This window comes from Sphingopyxis jiangsuensis (genome assembly GCF_016734905.1).
In the GTDB taxonomy this organism is placed as follows: Bacteria; Pseudomonadota; Alphaproteobacteria; order Sphingomonadales; family Sphingomonadaceae; genus Sphingopyxis; species Sphingopyxis jiangsuensis.
Genome location: NZ_JAERPO010000002.1, coordinates 552,493 through 569,019 on the forward strand (window position 1 = coordinate 552,493; position 16,527 = coordinate 569,019).

General features: G+C 65.0%; 15 protein-coding genes. 5 read left to right on the forward strand and 10 right to left on the reverse strand.

Annotation, left to right across the window (positions count from 1 at the left end; genetic code table 11):
- Positions 1 to 55: 55 nt before the first annotated feature.
- The 10 genes from JI743_RS09385 to JI743_RS09430 all read right to left on the reverse strand — a co-directional run bounded on the left by JI743_RS09385 (position 56) and on the right by JI743_RS09430 (position 11,003).
- The gene (locus tag JI743_RS09385; RefSeq protein WP_227340231.1) at positions 56 to 1,276 is read right to left on the reverse strand and encodes a DUF389 domain-containing protein; all 1,221 of its coding nucleotides are present in this window, start codon (positions 1,274 to 1,276) and stop codon (positions 56 to 58) included.
- 150 nt (positions 1,277 to 1,426) lie between these two features.
- The gene (locus JI743_RS09390; RefSeq protein ID WP_201928054.1) at positions 1,427 to 2,356 is read right to left on the reverse strand and encodes an electron transfer flavoprotein subunit alpha/FixB family protein; all 930 of its coding nucleotides are present in this window, start codon (positions 2,354 to 2,356) and stop codon (positions 1,427 to 1,429) included.
- A 114-nt stretch (positions 2,357 to 2,470) separates the two neighbouring features.
- On the reverse strand, positions 2,471 to 3,220 hold the full coding sequence (locus JI743_RS09395) for an electron transfer flavoprotein subunit beta/FixA family protein (protein ID WP_201928055.1): 750 nt from the start codon (positions 3,218 to 3,220) through the stop codon (positions 2,471 to 2,473).
- 118 nt (positions 3,221 to 3,338) lie between these two features.
- A complete protein-coding gene (gene sucC / locus JI743_RS09400; RefSeq protein WP_201928056.1) occupies positions 3,339 to 4,547 on the reverse strand; it encodes an ADP-forming succinate--CoA ligase subunit beta in 1,209 nt (402 codons plus the stop codon).
- A 102-nt stretch (positions 4,548 to 4,649) separates the two neighbouring features.
- Entirely contained in the window at positions 4,650 to 4,961 is a 312-nt protein-coding gene (locus JI743_RS09405) for a hypothetical protein (RefSeq protein WP_201928057.1), read from the reverse strand.
- A 5-nt stretch (positions 4,962 to 4,966) separates the two neighbouring features.
- On the reverse strand, positions 4,967 to 6,067 hold the full coding sequence (gene bla / locus JI743_RS09410; protein WP_236659847.1) for a class A beta-lactamase: 1,101 nt from the start codon (positions 6,065 to 6,067) through the stop codon (positions 4,967 to 4,969).
- 175 nt (positions 6,068 to 6,242) lie between these two features.
- Entirely contained in the window at positions 6,243 to 6,914 is a 672-nt protein-coding gene (msrA, locus tag JI743_RS09415; protein ID WP_201928059.1) for a peptide-methionine (S)-S-oxide reductase MsrA, read from the reverse strand.
- 337 nt (positions 6,915 to 7,251) lie between these two features.
- Positions 7,252 to 8,463, reverse strand: a complete 1,212-nt coding sequence (locus JI743_RS09420) for a pyridoxal phosphate-dependent aminotransferase (RefSeq protein WP_201928060.1) — start codon at positions 8,461 to 8,463, stop codon at positions 7,252 to 7,254.
- Between the two features lie 106 nt (positions 8,464 to 8,569).
- The gene (gene pabB / locus JI743_RS09425; RefSeq protein WP_201928061.1) at positions 8,570 to 10,426 is read right to left on the reverse strand and encodes an aminodeoxychorismate synthase component I; all 1,857 of its coding nucleotides are present in this window, start codon (positions 10,424 to 10,426) and stop codon (positions 8,570 to 8,572) included.
- Positions 10,427 to 10,463: 37 nt separating this feature from the next.
- On the reverse strand, positions 10,464 to 11,003 hold the full coding sequence (locus JI743_RS09430) for a hypothetical protein (RefSeq protein ID WP_201928062.1): 540 nt from the start codon (positions 11,001 to 11,003) through the stop codon (positions 10,464 to 10,466).
- A 121-nt stretch (positions 11,004 to 11,124) separates the two neighbouring features.
- On the opposite strand from JI743_RS09430, the gene JI743_RS09435 reads away from it, so the two are divergent.
- The 5 genes from JI743_RS09435 to JI743_RS09455 all read left to right on the forward strand — a co-directional run bounded on the left by JI743_RS09435 (position 11,125) and on the right by JI743_RS09455 (position 16,269).
- Positions 11,125 to 12,801 (forward strand): long-chain-fatty-acid--CoA ligase, encoded by a 1,677-nt coding sequence (locus JI743_RS09435; protein WP_201928063.1) that lies wholly within the window; start codon positions 11,125 to 11,127, stop codon positions 12,799 to 12,801.
- 94 nt (positions 12,802 to 12,895) lie between these two features.
- Entirely contained in the window at positions 12,896 to 13,327 is a 432-nt protein-coding gene (locus JI743_RS09440) for a MerC domain-containing protein (protein WP_227340225.1), read from the forward strand.
- Positions 13,328 to 13,424: 97 nt separating this feature from the next.
- A complete protein-coding gene (locus JI743_RS09445) occupies positions 13,425 to 13,889 on the forward strand; it encodes a Fur family transcriptional regulator (protein WP_201928064.1) in 465 nt (154 codons plus the stop codon).
- Positions 13,890 to 13,896: 7 nt separating this feature from the next.
- Positions 13,897 to 14,673 carry a hypothetical protein gene (locus JI743_RS09450; protein WP_201928065.1) on the forward strand — a complete coding sequence of 259 codons (777 nt, stop codon included), beginning with the start codon at positions 13,897 to 13,899 and terminating at the stop codon, positions 14,671 to 14,673.
- 72 nt (positions 14,674 to 14,745) lie between these two features.
- A complete protein-coding gene (locus JI743_RS09455; RefSeq protein ID WP_201928066.1) occupies positions 14,746 to 16,269 on the forward strand; it encodes a fumarate hydratase in 1,524 nt (507 codons plus the stop codon).
- Positions 16,270 to 16,527 lie beyond the last annotated feature (258 nt).

Consider the following 16,527-nt stretch of genomic DNA (forward strand, 5'->3'; position numbering starts at 1 on the left):
CGCTCAAGCGCCGGTCGGTGACAATTGGATGACAGGAGCCTCCGCGTGTCCGCGATCACTCGCCGGTCGGAGCGGTCTCTTCGATCGGTGGTGGCTCCTCGGCTTCGGTCAGCGCCCCGTTCTGGATCAGCCATTGCGGGAAATCATCCTGCACCGATGCCATGACGCGGTCGACCGCCGCCGCGACCTGCTCGCCTTCGGCCTCGCGGTCGCGCTGAACGATTGCGCGGCGCGCCTGCAGATCGATCAGCACCCGGTCGCGCGGCACGAGGTTCCCCACGGTCAGTCCGGCAAGAACACCGCGACTTTCGCTCTCGCGCTGCTCAAGCGCCGCGATTCGCTGATTGAGCCGTTCTTCGAACTCGACTGCGGCGTTGGTCTGCTGGCGAATTTGGACAATGCTGACACGGACATCCCGGTTCAGTCGATCGCGAACGGCCCGCGCGAGGTCGCCGTTGAGCTGCGACGCATATTGGTCGACGAGCACGACGCCATCGACTGCCACTTCGTCGCCCTCCATCCGAACATTGAGGCTGTCAACGCGGTCGCCACGTTTGAGAAGATCGCTGAGTTCGGATTGGACGGCGTTGCGCGCGCCGACTTCGCGGACGATATTGTTGAGCGACAGCGCTAGCGGGATGGACAATATGCCTAGTGTGACGACGATTCCGACCACCTGCATCGCCGTATTCTGGGCAGTCAGAGACGGTCCGAAACGGTTCAGCCGGGCGACAATCGTCGCGACGAGCGCGATCGCGAGCGTGTTGGTGAGGAACAGCAACGCGGCGCCAAGCGCATAGTCAAAGCGCCCGGTGACAAGCCCGAAACCGATCGTCGACAGCGGCGGGACAAGCGCGGTGGCGATCGCGACGCCGACCATGACCCCCGACAGCTTGCGCAGGATGGCGTAGACGCCCGCGACCCCGCCGACGACGGCGACGCCAAGATCGAGCAAGGTCGGTTCGGTCCGCGCGCGCAGTTCGGGCGTGACGTCCTTGATCGGCGACAGCCAGATGATGACCATCGCGATCAGCACCGCAACGCCCATCCCCGCTGCCATGGTGATCAGCGAACGCTGGATCAGATGGCGCTCGAGTGTCGCGAGGCCAAAGCCGACGCCCATGATCGGGCCGAGCAGGGGCGACACGAGCATCGCGCCGATCACGACCGGCGCCGAGCTTTGCAGGAGTCCCAGCGTCGCGATTGCCGACGACAGCGTGATCAGCAGCAGGAATTTCTGATTGAGCCGGGCGTCGCGCGCGATGCGCGCGAGCATTACCGACCGCCCGTGGCTTTCTTCCTTCCCGAGGTTGGCATCTTCCTCAGCGGCAGACTTCGGCCGCGCCGAATGGCGTCCCCCGGCGCTGAATGGGGCATCGCCCAGTCCGGGTACCCCAGGATGATGCCCCCCCATCGCGCCTCCGGCCTAGATCTTGCCCGTCAATTCGGGAACGGCGTTGAACAGATCGGCGACAAGGCCGAGGTCGGCGACCTGAAAGATCGGCGCATCCTCGTCCTTGTTGATCGCGACGATGGTTTTCGAATCCTTCATTCCCGCTAGATGCTGGATGGCGCCCGAAATGCCAATCGCAAAATAGACTTCGGGCGCGACGATCTTGCCGGTCTGGCCGACCTGATAGTCGTTGGGGACATAGCCCGCATCGACTGCGGCGCGGCTGGCGCCGAGCGCGGCGCCGAGCTTGTCGGCGAGCGGAACGATGACCTCTTCATATTTTTCGCTCGACCCGAGCGCACGGCCACCCGAGACGATGACCTTCGCGGAGGTGAGTTCGGGGCGTTCCGACTTGGCGATTTCGGCGCCGACAAAGCTCGAGATGCCCGTATCGCCGCCCGCCGACACGGCCTCGACCGCGCCCGAGCCGCCCGAGGTCGCCGCCTTTTCGAACGCGGTGCCGCGGACGGTGAGAACGAGCTTGGCATCCGAACTTTCGACGGTGGCGATCGCATTGCCCGCATAGATGGGGCGCGTGAAGGTCTTCGGCCCTTCGACCGAAAGAATGTCCGACACCTGCATCACGTCGAGCAGCGCGGCGACGCGCGGCGCGATATTCTTGCCCGTCGTCGTCGCAGGCGCGACGAAGGCGTCGTGGCTCGCCATCAGTTCGGCGATCATCGGCGCGATATTTTCGGGGAGCGCGTGGCCGAAGGCAGCGCTGTCGGCGACATGGACCTTGCCCACGCCAGAAATTTGCGCGGCGGCTTGCGCGACGCCATCGACGCCCTCGCCCGCGACGAGCAGATGGACTTCGCCGAGTTTCGAGGCGGCGGTCACCGCAGCGAGCGTGGCATCCTTGACGGCGCTGCCGTCATGTTCGACCCAAACCAGAGTTTTCATCTCTTACGTTCCTTCTTCCCGTCCCGTTCGCATCGAGCGAAGTCGAGATGCCCCTCGACCTTGCGCTGTCCCGATGGGTGTCTCGACTTCGCTCGACACGAGCGGGGGATAGATTCAGCTGTGGACGCCCATCGCCTTCAGCTTGGCGACCAGCTCATCGACGTCGGCGACCTTGATGCCCGCCTGGCGCACCGGCGGTTCGGCCACCTTGAGCACCTTGACGCGCGGGGCCGTGTCGACGCCATAGTCGGTGGGCGACTTGGTTTCGAGCGGCTTCGACTTCGCCTTCATGATGTTGGGAAGCGACGCATAGCGCGGCTCGTTGAGGCGCAGGTCGGTGGTAACGACCGCGGGGGTCTTGAGCTTGACCGTTTCGAGCCCGCCGTCGACCTCGCGGGTGACGCTCACGCTGTCGCCCTCGACATCTACCTTGCTCGCGAAAGTGCCCTGCGCCCAGCCGGTCAATGCGGCGAGCATCTGGCCGGTCTGGTTATTGTCGTCGTCGATTGCCTGCTTGCCGAGGATGACGAGGCCGGGTGCCTCCGCGTCAGCAATCGCCTTCAATATCTTGGCAACGGCCAGCGGTTCGACGGCGTCGTCGGTCTGGACGAGGATGGCGCGGTCGGCGCCCATCGCGAGCGCGGTGCGCAGCGTCTCCTGCGCCTTCGCCGGGCCGATGCTGACAGCGACGATTTCGCTCGCGGCACCCTTTTCCTTGAGGCGGATCGCTTCTTCGACCGCGATTTCGTCGAACGGGTTCATCGACATCTTGACGTTGGCAAGGTCGACGCCGGTGCCGTCGGCTTTGACCCGCGGCTTGACGTTGTAATCGAGCACCCGCTTCACGGGGACGAGGATTTTCATGGCTTTGTCAGCTCCTCTCAACAATGTTGCACCGCGTCATAATTGGCGCTTACGTAAACGTCAACCTGCGGGGTCCTTGCCCCCTTCTCTCGCGGGGAGAGAGGGGGTCAACCCGTTATCACGCCGCCTTGGCGACCTCGGCGACGATCTTCTTGGCGGCGTCGCCCAGGTCGTTCGCCGCGACGATCGGCAGGCCCGAGTTCGCAAGGATGTCCTTGCCCTGCTGAACATTCGTGCCTTCGAGGCGAACGACGAGCGGCACCGAAAGGTTCACTTCCTTCGCCGCGGCGACGATGCCCTCGGCGATGATGTCGCACTTCATGATGCCGCCGAAGATATTGACGAGGATGCCTTCGACCGCCGGGTCTTTCAGGATGATCTTGAACGCCGCGGTCACCTTTTCCTTCGAAGCGCCGCCGCCGACGTCGAGGAAGTTCGCAGGGAAGGCGCCGTTCAGCTTGATGATGTCCATCGTCGCCATCGCGAGGCCCGCGCCGTTGACCATGCAGCCGATGTTGCCGTCGAGCTTGATATAGGCGAGGTCATATTCCGACGCTTCGACCTCGGCCGGGTCTTCCTCGGTCAGGTCGCGCAGTTCGGCGATGTCGGGGTGGCGGAACATTGCGTTGCCGTCGAAGCCGAGCTTGGCGTCGAGCACGAGCAGTTCGTCGCCATTCGCGCCTTCGCACACCGCGAGCGGATTGATTTCGATCTGTTCGGCATCGGTTGCAAGGAACGCGCTGTAAAGACCGGCGAGCGTCTTGGCCGCCTGCTTTGCAAGGTCGCCCGTCAGTTCGAGCGCTGCGGCGACGCTGCGGCCGTGGTGCGGCATCAGCCCCGTCGCGGGGTCGATGACGATCGTGTGGATCTTGTCGGGCGTGTTGTGCGCGACAGTTTCGATGTCCATCCCGCCCTCGGTCGAAGCGACGACCGCGATGCGGCTGGTCGCGCGGTCGACGAGCAGCGCGAGATAATATTCCTTTTTGATGTCGGCGCCGTCGGTGACGTACAGGCGATTGACCTGCTTGCCTGCCTCGCCCGTCTGGATCGTGACGAGCGTGTTGCCGAGCATGTCCTTGGCGTGCGCCTCGACTTCCTCAATGCTCTTGGCAAGACGGACGCCGCCCTTTGCATCGGGGCCGAGTTCCTTGAACTTGCCCTTGCCGCGGCCGCCGGCATGGATCTGCGATTTCACGACATAGAGCGGCCCGGGCAGTTGCTTTGCCGCCGCAACGGCTTCCTCGACACTCATCGCGGCAATGCCCTTGGGCACCGCGACGCCAAATTTCGCGAGAAGTTCTTTCGCCTGATATTCGTGAATGTTCATGAGGTCTGCCGGGCCTTTCGACTCTGGAGCGGGAGATTTGCGCCGCCGCATAAGCACAAGTTTGGCGGCAAGGCTACCCCGGATGCCGACAGAAAAGCTTGCTCAGCGCAAAGCGCACACCGCTGCCGAGCTTGTCGTGACCCCCAATATCTCCGGATCCTTGAGCGCGCGGACCTTGCGGAGAAACTGGTCGAGCGTCAGGTCGGTGATTTCGCGATCCTTGAGACTGCCGAGCGCGGACAGCCGCCGAAGCTGAAGCAACGAGAGCCGGTCGACCATCCGTTCGGCCATGCATGCCGACATCGCCTTTGAAAGACCGGCATTATTGAGGCCGGTGCGGAGCCGTGTTTCGGGTGTTGCACAGGCCGAAAGTGTCAGTGCCAGCACAGCCAGCGGCGAGATGAATCTCTTCATAGTGGTTATCGCCCGTGGAATTCGGCCACCGCGCCCGACACCGCCTGCATCAGCGCCATGCGCTCCGGTATCGGCGAGGTCGTGGTACCGAGCATGACGACGATGGCATAGCGTGTCCCGTCGGGCGCCGTGGCGATCCCTATGTCGTTATAGCCGGCAGTCATGCCCTTGTAATTCTGTCCCGTTCCGGTCTTGTGGCCGAACTTCCAGCCTGCCGGAAGTCCGGCCTTGAGCCGTTGCGGACCGCTCCGCGTGCGGCTCATGACGTCGAGCAGATATTCTGTCGATTCGGGCGACAGAAGATTGCCGCGCGCGAGGCGCGTAAGCGCGCTCGCAATCGCCGCCGGGCTGGCGCCATCGACCGGATCGGCCAGATAGGCGTCCATCGCCGCCTTGCGCGTAGCATCGGGCAGCGTAGCGCGCGCCTGTTCGAATGCACGCCCGACCGAATAGGCCTGCTGCCAGTTCAGCCCTGCCGTACCCGACTGCAGAAGGCGCTCGCCCGGACCGAAGCGAATCGCCCCCAGATCCTTTTTCGCGATAAAGCGCCGCACCGCCTCCGGGCCGCCGACGGTACGCAGCAGGCTGTCGTTCGCGGTATTGTCGCTGCGCGTGATGGCGGTTTCGATCAGCTCGCGCACGGTCATCGTCACCGATCCCTGCGCGCGTACGGTACTGGCGAGCGGCTGATAGAAAAGCGTCAGGTCTTCGGGCCCGATCCGCACCGACTGATCGAGCCGGACGCGTCCCTGGTCCACGGCGTCGAGCGCGGTCATTGCCACCCAAAGCTTCGACACGCTTTGCTGCGGGAACAGCTCGTCGCCGCGCTGGGCAAGCGCCCATTCGCCGTCGATACGCTGAACCGCGATGCCGGTCTTGCCCGGAAAGCCACGCCAGAGGCTGAACAGACGCTCTTCCAATCCCGCCGGCGCGCGGCGAAACCCCGGATCGATCGGACCCTTGGCGACCGGCGCAGCCGCTCGAACCGGAGGGGCGATCGGGACGGTGGCCGACCCGGCGGGCGCAGTGGTTGTCGTCGATTGCTGGCGCGGGGGCGGAACGATCGCTGCGCTGCTCACGCAGCCAGCGAGCACTGCGGCACTCATTGTAGCGGCAAGCAGCGGCTTGCCCGATACTTCAAATCTCATTCAATCCCCGCGACTGCGACCATACCTCCGGCCCTTGCATCCAGGCCACTCGTCTCGCAAGCATGGCTGCCTCGCCAGCGAATTGCGATGAATGATTCCTGTCGCGCGATAAGCGGCGGCGCCGCCCCCAAACTCAGGGTGCGGGGGTTGGGTTTGTTAGTTGGGGGTATAGTTTCCTGAGTGCCGCGAGCTTGGGCGCATCCCAGCGGACGATATAGCCGTGGCGCGGATTGCGGCGCATGAAATCCTGGTGATAGGCCTCCGCCCGATAGAAGCGCTTGTAGCTTTCGATGGGTACGACCACCGGCTTGTCGAAAAAGCGCCCCGACCGGATCTGCGCGAGATAGGCGGTCGCAACCCGACGCTGCGTCGCGTCGACCGGCACGATCGCCGCACGATATTGCGGGCCGACATCGGGGCCCTGGCGGTTCTTGAGCGTCGGATCGGCGATCACCGAAAAGAGCACCCGCAAGAGCGTGCCATAGCTGACCTGCGAGGGGTCATAGACGATCCGCACCGCCTCTGCATGGCCCGAGGTGCCGTCGTGCGTCAGTTCATATTTGGCGGTCGCGGCGCTGCCGCCATGATAGCCCGATTCGACCGAGATGACGCCTTTGACATGGCTGAAGACGCCCTCGACGCCCCAGAAGCAACCTCCGGCGAGAATCGCGGTGGCGCGCTTTGCATTGACGGCGGGGTCGATTTTGGCGGCGGGAAGCCTGACGATGCTTTCGGCCTGTGCGGGCGCGCATTGGGCGAGGAGCAGCCCCGCCATCAGCGCCGACAAGGACCGCCGCAGCGGCATCAGAACGGCAGCGCGAACGCCGGCTGCTGGAACACCATGTACAGCGTGCCGATCGCGAATCCCGCGAGCATCGTCTGGAACCAGTCGGAGCGAAGGAGAGTAATCATCGGTGCCTCGTATCATGTCATCTTGTTCGCGGACGTTGCCGCTTTGGTTACACCGACATCGTGGCGCGCCCCGTGCCGCCGTGCAGTGATCGGCGTCACCCTTAACCGACAGGACTTACCATGTGGTGAACCGGCCGCTTAACCGCCGTTCAGGTGGCGCAGATAGGCGCGTGCGCCCGACAGTTCAAGACCGACCGGTACAGAATTATTTGCCCGTCGCAAAGCTGAACTCAGCTGAGTGCCGCGCACGCCTGCTGGATGCGCACGCACGCCTCCTTGAGCGCCGCCTCCGACGTCGCATAGGAGACGCGGAAGGCCGGCGACAGGCCAAAGGCTCCGCCGTGGACCGCCGCGACGCGCGCCGCGTCGAGGAAATAGTCGATCAACGCCTCGTCGCTGTCGATCACATGCCCCGCCGGGGTCTTCTTGCCGATGCAGCCGCTCGCGTCGGGATAGACGTAAAAGGCGCCGTCGGGCACCGGGCAATCGAGCCCCGGCGCGTCGTTGAGCATGGCGACGACCATGTCGCGGCGCTTGCGGAAGGCGGCGTTGCGGTCGTCGAGGAACTGCTGCGGACCGCCGAGCGCCGCGGCGGCGGCGGCCTGCGCGACCGAGCAGGGGTTCGACGTCGACTGCGACTGGAGCTTGCCCATCGCCTTGATCAGCCAGGCGGGGCCGCCCGCATAACCGATGCGCCAGCCGGTCATCGCATAGGCTTTCGAACAGCCGTTCACCGTCAGGATGCGGTCGACAAGGTCGGGGCAACGCTGTGCGAGCGTCGAAAAGGCGAAGTCGGCGTACCAGACATGCTCGTACATATCGTCGCACATCACCATCACATGCTCGTGACGGCGCACGACCTCGCCAAGCGCGTCGAGCTCTTCGGGTGAATAGGCCGCGCCCGAGGGGTTCGACGGCGAGTTGAAGATGATCCAGCGCGTCTTGGGCGTGATCGCCGCATCAAGCTGTTCGGGCGTGAGCTTATACCCCTGCGCCGCGCCGGCCGCGACGATGACCGGGGTGCCGCCGGCAAAGGCGACGATGTCGGGATAGCTCACCCAATAGGGCGCCGGGATGATGACCTCGTCGCCCTTGTCCACCGTCGCGACGAGCGCATTGAACAGCGTGTGCTTGCCCCCGACATTGACCGTGATCTGGTCGAGGCCGAACTCGAGCCCGTTGTCGCGGCGGAACTTGCCGCGGATCGCCTCCTTGAGCGCGACGGTGCCATCGACAAGCGTATATTTGGTCTGCCCCGCGCGGATCGCCTCGATCGCCGCTTCCTTGACGAAATCGGGCGTATCGAAATCGGGCTCGCCCGCCGACAGGCCGATCACGTCGACCCCTTCGCCTTTCAGCTTCGCGACGCGCGCGGTCATCGCGAGCGTTGCCGAGGGCTGGATGCGGTTGAGGGCAGCGGAGATATGCGGCTTGAGCGGCATCGACGGGTCTTCCTTGCTGGTCGCGAGGCGGGAAAGCGCGACACGGGAATCGCGCGGGGCCGCGCCTAAAGCCTCTGCCCGCAAATCGCAAGGCGAACGGCCAAATTTACCTATGCGGCAGCGATTGGCCCGCGGCGGTGTCGGCGAGCCGCGCCGGGATCAGGCCGCGCAGCGAATTGCCGATGAAAAATCCGTTGCCAAGGTCGGCGAGCCGCAGGTGCGATTCGACCGCGCGCCCCTTTTCAATGAGCTCGGCGCGCAACACGCCGGGGAGTAAGCCGAGCGACGCAGGCGGCGTCAGCAACAGCCCGTCGCGCTCGACGAAGATATTGCTCCAGCTGCCTTCGGTCACGAAACCGGGTTCGTCGACGAACAGCACCTCGATAGCACCGCTTTCGCGTCGCGCCGCCTCATATGGCGCGCGCAGGCTGGTCTTGTGGCCGAGACGGAAGTCGCCTGCAGGCATCGGGGCCGGCCGCACCGCAACGGGCACCGGCAGTTCGGCAAGGCGCGGCAGCGGCGAAACTTCGACCGCAAGCGCGCCCGACGGCGCAAGCCGCATCCGCACGCGCGCGGCGTTTCGCATCCGGAACGTCGCCGACTGCAGGCTGTTGCGCGCACCATGACGATCGAACCGGAAGCCGAAAGCATCGGCGCTCGCCTTCATCCGGGCGATATGCCCGTCGAGCCGCTGGATTCCGTCGACCGGATCAAATTGCATCGTTTCTATGAGGTCGAAGCTTTCCCCCGCTGCGCCCACAAATTCCCCCTTGGCCAGACATTCGCGCCACTCTTCGGCAGCGCGGCTGTCGGCGACAATTCCCGAACCCAATCCCAGCGTGGCGCACATTGGCCCGTCCTGCAACCCCCGGTCCGCACCATGCTGGCTGCAAAAGACGAGCGTGCGGATCGCGACGTTGAACGCCGCGTCGCCGTTCGGCTCGATGAACCCGATCGAGCCGGTATAGATACCGCGCGCATCGCTTTCGAGGCTGTCGATGATTTCCATCGCGCGGACCTTGGGCGCGCCGGTGATCGAGCCGCAGGGAAAGGCGGCGCGCAGCACGTCGACGGCGCCGGCGCCCTCGGGCAATTCGGCCGTCACGTCCGAAACAAGCTGGTGGATCGTCGGGAAGCTTTCGACGCGAAACAGATCGGGCACCTTGACCGATCCGGCGGCCGCGACGCGCGACAGGTCATTACGGATGAGGTCGACGATCATCATGTTTTCGGCGCGCTGTTTGGGGTCGCGCGCCAGTTCGGCGGCGGCGCGCCGGTCGGCTTCGCGGTCATCCCGGCGTCCGGCCGTGCCCTTCATCGGCCGCGCCATCACGTCCTTCCCGCGCAGCGAGAAGAAGAGTTCGGGAGACAGCGAGGCGATCGCCCGGTCGCCGGTCCAGATAAAGCCGCCATAGCCCGCGCGGGCCGTGCGGCGAAGCCGGGCGTAAACGCCCAGCGGATTGCCCTGAAAAAGAACGTCGGCGCGAAAGGTCAGATTGGCCTGATAGATGTCGCCGGCTTCGATATAGTCGAGCACCCGCGCAATCGATGCTTCGAAATCCCCGCGCGAAACGCGCGGCACGACCGGGCCGACCCATGCGCCTGCCGGATCGGGAAGCAGATTTTCGACCGCGTCGGCGTCGATCCGCTCGACGGACGCGAACAGCCCGAACCAGGCGAGCGGCGCCCCCGCGTCTTCGCGCGCCTCGATGGCGCCGCGCCATGCGGGCGCCAGCCCCTGCCCCGCATCATAGGAAAGATAGCCGGCGCAATAGAGGCCGCGCCGCCGCGCTGCTTCGAGCGTGTCGAGCAGCGCCGGAATCTCCCGCGCATCATGGGCAGCGACGACATCGACCGGCTCGGCGAAAAGCCGCGCCGCGACCGCGCCCTCGGCGCGGACGTCGTCGAGCAATACAAAAGGCGGCGTCGACACGCCCACCGGCGCGACCCTCGGTTGCGACATCAGGCGGTGAAATCCATGGCGCGCTTCCCCGACGGGCTCAACGCTCGCGACGAACGCGGATGCGTTTCAACGACCCGATTTCGGCCCAGTAGCTGCTGATCGCGCCGGGATAGATCACGATTCTGTCTCCCGGCCGCGGGTCGCGCGGCAAGTCGGTCTGGTCGGCCTGCACCCACACCGCCCCCTCTTCGATCTCGAAGCGAACCTGATTATAGCCTTCACGGCGCGCCCATTTGATCGTCGATTCGATCCGTTGAACGCCTTCCTTCCCGTCGTCGTCGTCGCCAAAGAAGGGCAAATCGCGCAGCGTGAAGCCGAACAGGCTGCGCCGCGCCTTGTCCGCAGCCGCGCGGTCGAAAATCCGGACGTCCTGCTTCCCGACCGCATCCTCGAAAGATTCGACCTGCGCGTCGAAGCACGCCAGGCGACCCGCATCGTCCGAAATGGCCCGGCAATCGAAAATCTGCTGCACCTGCGTGGGCGGCGGGGGCGCTTTTCTGTCCTTTGCCGACGCCGGAGAAACCCACACGACAACGGCGAACAATCCGATCGCACGTGCAAGGGACTCTCTTCGCATGATATTCACCCCCGGTTGGCCGTCGAGACAAGGGCGTAGCCGTCGCTCGATGGCGCCGCAAGATTGCGGTGGCGTTTCAATGCTGCTTATATAAATGTCAGTAACGCTATGGAGAGGGCGAATGGCCGCCACGACGATCGAACACGACTGGTCCGCCCAATATCGTCACCCCGCGAAATGGAGCCAGGTCTTTGCGCCGATGACGCTGCCTGCCATGCTCGCCGACAGCGTCGCGCGGCGTGGCCCTGCCCCGATGCTCGACTTCCTTGGCCGCCAGTTCAGCTATGACGAGGTTGCCGAAGGGGTGGCGCGCGTTGCGCGCGGGCTGCAGCAGCGCGGGATCGGCAAGGGAAACCGCGTCGGGCTGTTTCTTCCCAACGTCCCGCACTATGTCGCCGCCTATTATGGCGCGCTCGCCGCAGGCGCGACGGTCGTCAATTTCTCGCCGCTCTATACCGTCGCCGAGCTCGAGGCGCAGGTCGAGGATTCGGGGACCGACACGCTGTTCACGATCAGCGCGTCGGCGCTGCTTCCGACGGCGCTGGAAGTGCTCGACGGATCGAGCCTGCGCCAGCTCGTCGTCGGGTCGGTCGCTGGCGGGCTGCCCGCGGCAAAGTCGGTCCTCTATCGCCTGTTCCGCCGCAAGGAGGTCGCGGCGATCCCCGACGACCCGCGCGTCATCCGCTTTTCGGCGCTCACCGACAATGACGCACGACCCGAACCGGTCGCCATCGATGCCGAGAAGGACATCGCCCTCATCCAATATACCGGCGGCACGACGGGGACGCCGAAGGGCGCGATGCTGACGCACCAGAATCTGACCGCCAATGCGCGACAGGTGAATGTCATCGACCCCGATCACGACGCCGACGACCGCATCCTAGGCGTGCTGCCCTTTTTCCACGTCTTTGCGAACACCTGCGTGCTCAACCGCACGGTGCTCAACGGCGGGTCGATCACGATGCTTCCGCGCTTCGACGCCAAGGCGGCGCTCGCCGCGATCACGCGCACGCGCACGACCGCGCTTCCCGGCGTGCCGACGATGTATCAGGCGCTGCTCGATCATCCCGACCTGGCCAAGACCGATTTCTCGTCGCTGCGCGTCTGCATTTCGGGCGGCGCGCCGATGCCCGCCGAACTGCGCGAGAAATTCGTCGCGGCGACGGGCGCCTCGCTCGTCGAGGGCTACGGCCTTACCGAAAGCGCGGGGGTGGTATCGACGAACCCCTATGACGGCCCCGTCAAGCCGGGAACGATCGGCCAGCCGATCCCCGCGACGCGTATCCGCCTGCTCGACAAGGAAGATCCGTCGCGCGATGCGCCGGCGGGCGAGCCGGGCGAACTCGCGGTCAAGGGGCCGCAGGTCATGCAGGGCTATTGGAACCGGCCCGATGCCGACAAGGACAGCTTCACCGCCGACGGCTGGCTGCGCACCGGCGATGTCGCGACGATCGACGACGAAGGCTATATCCGCATCGTCGACCGGCTGAAGGACATGATCGCGGTCGGCGGATTCAAAGTCTATCCGAGCGTGATCGAGGCGCATCTTTATGAGCATCCGGCGGTCAAGGAGGCGATCGTACTGGGCGTCCCCGACGCCTATCGCGGCGAGAGTCCGAAGGCGTTCGTGACGCTGGAGGAAGGGTTCGACGTTTCGGGGGAAGCGCTTGCCGCATGGCTCAACCCCAAACTCGGAAAGCACGAACGGGTGAGTGCGGTCGAAATCCGCGCCGAACTCCCCAAAACGATGATCGGCAAACTCGACCGCAAGGCGCTGCGCGCAGAAGCGGGCGGTTGAGAGGCGAAAATTCAGCGCCCGGCCCGATGAGACGTTGTAACCTTTGTCATGATATGCCATATCCGTTGCTGCAATTGCAGTAACGGAGATTCGGGTGACCCAAGTCGCCAGCCATGGTCTTGTCCAGACGCGCTTCGGCGCGCTGTGGCGTGCTATGCGCGATTCGCGGCCGCTGACGTCGCTGTCGGGCGACCAGCTCGCGATGGGTTTGTCGGGACTGTGCCTGATCCATTGCCTGGCCAGCACCGTGCTTTTTGCATCGATTGCGTCGGTCAGCGTCGTCCTCGAAAACCATCTGTTCCACGAGATCGGCCTCGTCATCGCGATCGGTTTCGCACTGGTCACATTACTCGCGGGGGTGTTGAGCCACGGCTATATGATGCCCTTTGCAGTCGGTTGCTTCGGGCTTGGCGTGATGGGCGGCGCGCTGTCGCGGCCGCATGACGGCAGCGAAATTCTGGCCACGATGATCGGCGTCGCGGTGGTAGCGCTCGGCCACGACCTCAACCGCCGCGCGCGTCACTGACCCCGCCTATGGCCGCAGCTTGCGGCATGACCCCGAAGCGCTTACATGGTTCCCGCAAGGGATATTTTGGCGTGCAGCGACGCGCATAGGAAAAGCAATGGGCAAGCATGATCATCCGCATGTCGAAGCGAGCGGCGCGTCGCTCGCCAAGGCGGCGCAGGCCGCGCTCGAAAGCGCGGGCGAGGCGTGGACCGACATGCGCGCGCAGATTTTCGACGCCGTGGCGGCCATCGGCAAGCCGGCGAGCGCCTATGAAATCGCCGACATCGTATCGAAAAACCGGGGCAAGCGCGTTGCGCCGAACAGCGTCTATCGCATCCTCGACCTGTTCGTCGCGAACAACCTTGTCCGCCGCGTCGAAAGCGCCAATGCCTTCGTCGCGAACAGCCATCCCGGCTGCCTGCACGATTGCATCTTCCTGATCTGCGACACTTGCGGAACCGCGGTCCATGTCGACGACGACAAGCTGTCGGACGGCGTCCGCGCCGCTGCCGAAGCCACGGGCTTTTCCGCCGAGCGCCCCGTGATCGAGGTGCGCGGCAAATGTTCGGATTGCCAATAATCCGATCATGACGGCCGGGTCGGGATCGCGCCTTTCCACCTGGTTCGAAACGCAGCACCATCGCCCGCCCGCACCGACGCGCTGGTGGCAGGCGACGCTGGTTTTCGGGATAGCCACGGCATTGTTCGGCACATGGCTGACCGCGATCTTCCCCCAAACGGGCTTCGCGATGGCGCCGGGCTATGGCGCGCCGGTCCTCGCGTTCGAATTCGCAGGGGGCCAAGACGATCTGATCGCAATCTTCGGCCCCGACAGCGACCCGCAACAGGTGACGCGGCTCGCCGCGATGCGCAGCGGGAACGAGCGGGATTATCTCTACATGCTGCTCTATGGCGCCTTTCTGGCAAGCGGCTGCATCGCGCTGTGGCGCGAGTTGCGCCGGCGAGTGCTGCTCGCTGCGGCAGCGCTTCCGCTGCTCGCCGCCCTGTCCGACGCCTATGAAAACTGGCTGCTGTTCGACATCCAGGCGGCCTTCACGCTCGGCGACTATTCGCCCGCGATGGCGAGCCTCTCTCTTCCCGTCACCGCGAAATTCCTGGCTCTGGCGGCAACCAACGTCGTCATTGGCGGGGCGGCGATGCAGCTCGGCCGCTGGTGGGCGCTCGCCGGGACGCTCGCGGTGCTCGCCGCGATACCGACGGTCATGGCGCTCATCACCCCCGCCGCCTTTGCCTGGGCGCTCGTCCCGTCGATCGGCGCGGGGTGGATATTGTTGCTCGCGCTCGCCACCGCGGGCTGCTGGAAGGCGCTGCGAACCCGGCGACCGCTCGCCGACTGGGGCTAAACCCCTTTTCGGCTGCGCGCTGCGGGTCTAGGGAGGCGCCGAATCCCGGCACAGGGCGAAAGGCTGCATCCCATGAATAGCGTCATCATCCGCGAAGACGATCTGATCGAAACGATCGCCGACGCGCTCCAGTACATCAGCTATTTCCACCCGATGGATTATATCCGCGCGCTCGGCGCCGCCTATGAACGCGAGGTATCGCCCGCAGCGAAGGACGCGATGGCGCAGATATTGTCGAACAGCCGCATGTGCGCGGAGGGGCATCGCCCGATCTGCCAGGACACGGGCATCGTCACCGTCTTCATCAAATGGGGGATGGACTGCCGCCTCGACTCGTCCCGCGGCCTGCAACAGGTCGTCGACGAGGGCGTGCGCCGCGCCTATCTCCACCCCGAAAACAAGCTGCGCGCCTCGATCCTCGCCGACCCGGCGTTCAGCCGCGTGAACACAAAGGACAACACGCCGTCGGTGCTCAACGTCGAGATGGTGCCGGGCGACAAGGTGCATATCGACGTCGCGGCGAAGGGCGGCGGCAGCGAGAACAAGTCGAAGTTCAAGATGATGAACCCCAGCGACTCCATCGTCGACTGGGTGCTCGAAATGGTGCCGCAGATGGGCGCCGGATGGTGCCCGCCGGGGATGCTCGGCATCGGCATCGGCGGCACCGCCGAAAAGGCGATGCTGCTCGCCAAGCAATCGCTGATGGACCCGATCGACATGACCGAACTGCTCGCGCGCGGGCCGTCGAACCCGACCGAGGAATTGCGCATCGAGCTGTATGAAAAGGTCAATGCGCTCGGAATCGGCGCGCAGGGGCTTGGCGGCCTTTCGACCGTGCTCGACGTCAAGATCGCCGACTGGCCGACGCACGCGGCGTCGAAGCCGGTGGCGATGATCCCGAATTGCGCCGCGACGCGCCACGCGCATGTGACGCTCGACGGGTCGGGTCCGGCCTATCTCGAGCCGCCCGTGCTCGCCGATTATCCGCAGATCGACTGGGCGCCCGACAGCGCGGCGAAGCGCGTCGACCTCGACACGCTGACACCCGAAGTGGTCGCAAGCTGGAAACAGGGCGACCGCATCCTGTTGAATGGCAAGATGCTTACGGGCCGCGACGCCGCGCACAAGCGCATCGCCGACATGCTGGCGAAGGGCGAGGAACTGCCCGTCGAATTCAAGGGCCGCGTCATCTATTATGTCGGCCCGGTCGATCCGGTCGGCGAGGAAATCGTCGGCCCCGCAGGTCCCACGACCGCAACGCGCATGGACAAGTTCATGGACATGATGCTGGGCCAGGGCCTGCTCGCCTGCGTCGGCAAGGCCGAGCGCGGCCCCGCCGCGACGCAGGCGATCGCGAAGCACAAGAGCGCCTATTTGATGGCGGTCGGCGGCGCGGCGTATCTGGTGGCGCGCGCGATCAAGGGCAGCAAGGTCGTCGGTTTCGCCGATCTGGGGATGGAAGCGATCTACGAGTTCGAGGTCAAGGACTTCCCCGTCACCGTCGCGGTCGACAGCGAAGGGCAGAATGTCCACGTCAACGCGCCGGCGTTGTGGCAGAAGCGGATCAAGGAGGAGGGGTTGCTGGAGGGGGCATAATGAGAAGTCGCTGGGCGACTTCTCGACTATTTGGAGCAGGGTCCAGACGTGGTGCTAATGGGACGATTCCCCAATCGAGGAATCACCAATGGATCACGAAAACAATTGGCTCAGCAATCCACCCGAAGAAGGCAATGAAGCCGAATGGCTGAAGCGCCGAAGCCAGCGCAATAGTAAGCTCCGCCTAAAATCTATGCCGTCACCCCGGCGAAGGCCGGGGTCTCGCCGGTGCGTTCTTGCCTCGACGCGAAAAGTGAA

What these genes read in the sequence shown, in the direction of transcription:
- JI743_RS09385 (WP_227340231.1), bottom strand. Translation starts at nt 1,276, where the DNA reads ATGCTCGCGCGCATCGCGCGCGACGCCCGGCTCAATCAGAAATTCCTG.
- JI743_RS09390 (WP_201928054.1), bottom strand. Translation starts at nt 2,356, where the DNA reads ATGAAAACTCTGGTTTGGGTCGAACATGACGGCAGCGCCGTCAAGGAT.
- JI743_RS09395 (WP_201928055.1), bottom strand. Translation starts at nt 3,220, where the DNA reads ATGAAAATCCTCGTCCCCGTGAAGCGGGTGCTCGATTACAACGTCAAG.
- sucC (WP_201928056.1), bottom strand. Translation starts at nt 4,547, where the DNA reads ATGAACATTCACGAATATCAGGCGAAAGAACTTCTCGCGAAATTTGGC.
- JI743_RS09405 (WP_201928057.1), bottom strand. Translation starts at nt 4,961, where the DNA reads ATGAAGAGATTCATCTCGCCGCTGGCTGTGCTGGCACTGACACTTTCG.
- bla (WP_236659847.1), bottom strand. Translation starts at nt 6,067, where the DNA reads ATGAGTGCCGCAGTGCTCGCTGGCTGCGTGAGCAGCGCAGCGATCGTT.
- msrA (WP_201928059.1), bottom strand. Translation starts at nt 6,914, where the DNA reads ATGCCGCTGCGGCGGTCCTTGTCGGCGCTGATGGCGGGGCTGCTCCTC.
- JI743_RS09420 (WP_201928060.1), bottom strand. Translation starts at nt 8,463, where the DNA reads ATGCCGCTCAAGCCGCATATCTCCGCTGCCCTCAACCGCATCCAGCCC.
- pabB (WP_201928061.1), bottom strand. Translation starts at nt 10,426, where the DNA reads ATGTCGCAACCGAGGGTCGCGCCGGTGGGCGTGTCGACGCCGCCTTTT.
- JI743_RS09430 (WP_201928062.1), bottom strand. Translation starts at nt 11,003, where the DNA reads ATGCGAAGAGAGTCCCTTGCACGTGCGATCGGATTGTTCGCCGTTGTC.
- JI743_RS09435 (WP_201928063.1), top strand. Translation starts at nt 11,125, where the DNA reads ATGGCCGCCACGACGATCGAACACGACTGGTCCGCCCAATATCGTCAC.
- JI743_RS09445 (WP_201928064.1), top strand. Translation starts at nt 13,425, where the DNA reads ATGGGCAAGCATGATCATCCGCATGTCGAAGCGAGCGGCGCGTCGCTC.
- JI743_RS09450 (WP_201928065.1), top strand. Translation starts at nt 13,897, where the DNA reads ATGACGGCCGGGTCGGGATCGCGCCTTTCCACCTGGTTCGAAACGCAG.
- JI743_RS09455 (WP_201928066.1), top strand. Translation starts at nt 14,746, where the DNA reads ATGAATAGCGTCATCATCCGCGAAGACGATCTGATCGAAACGATCGCC.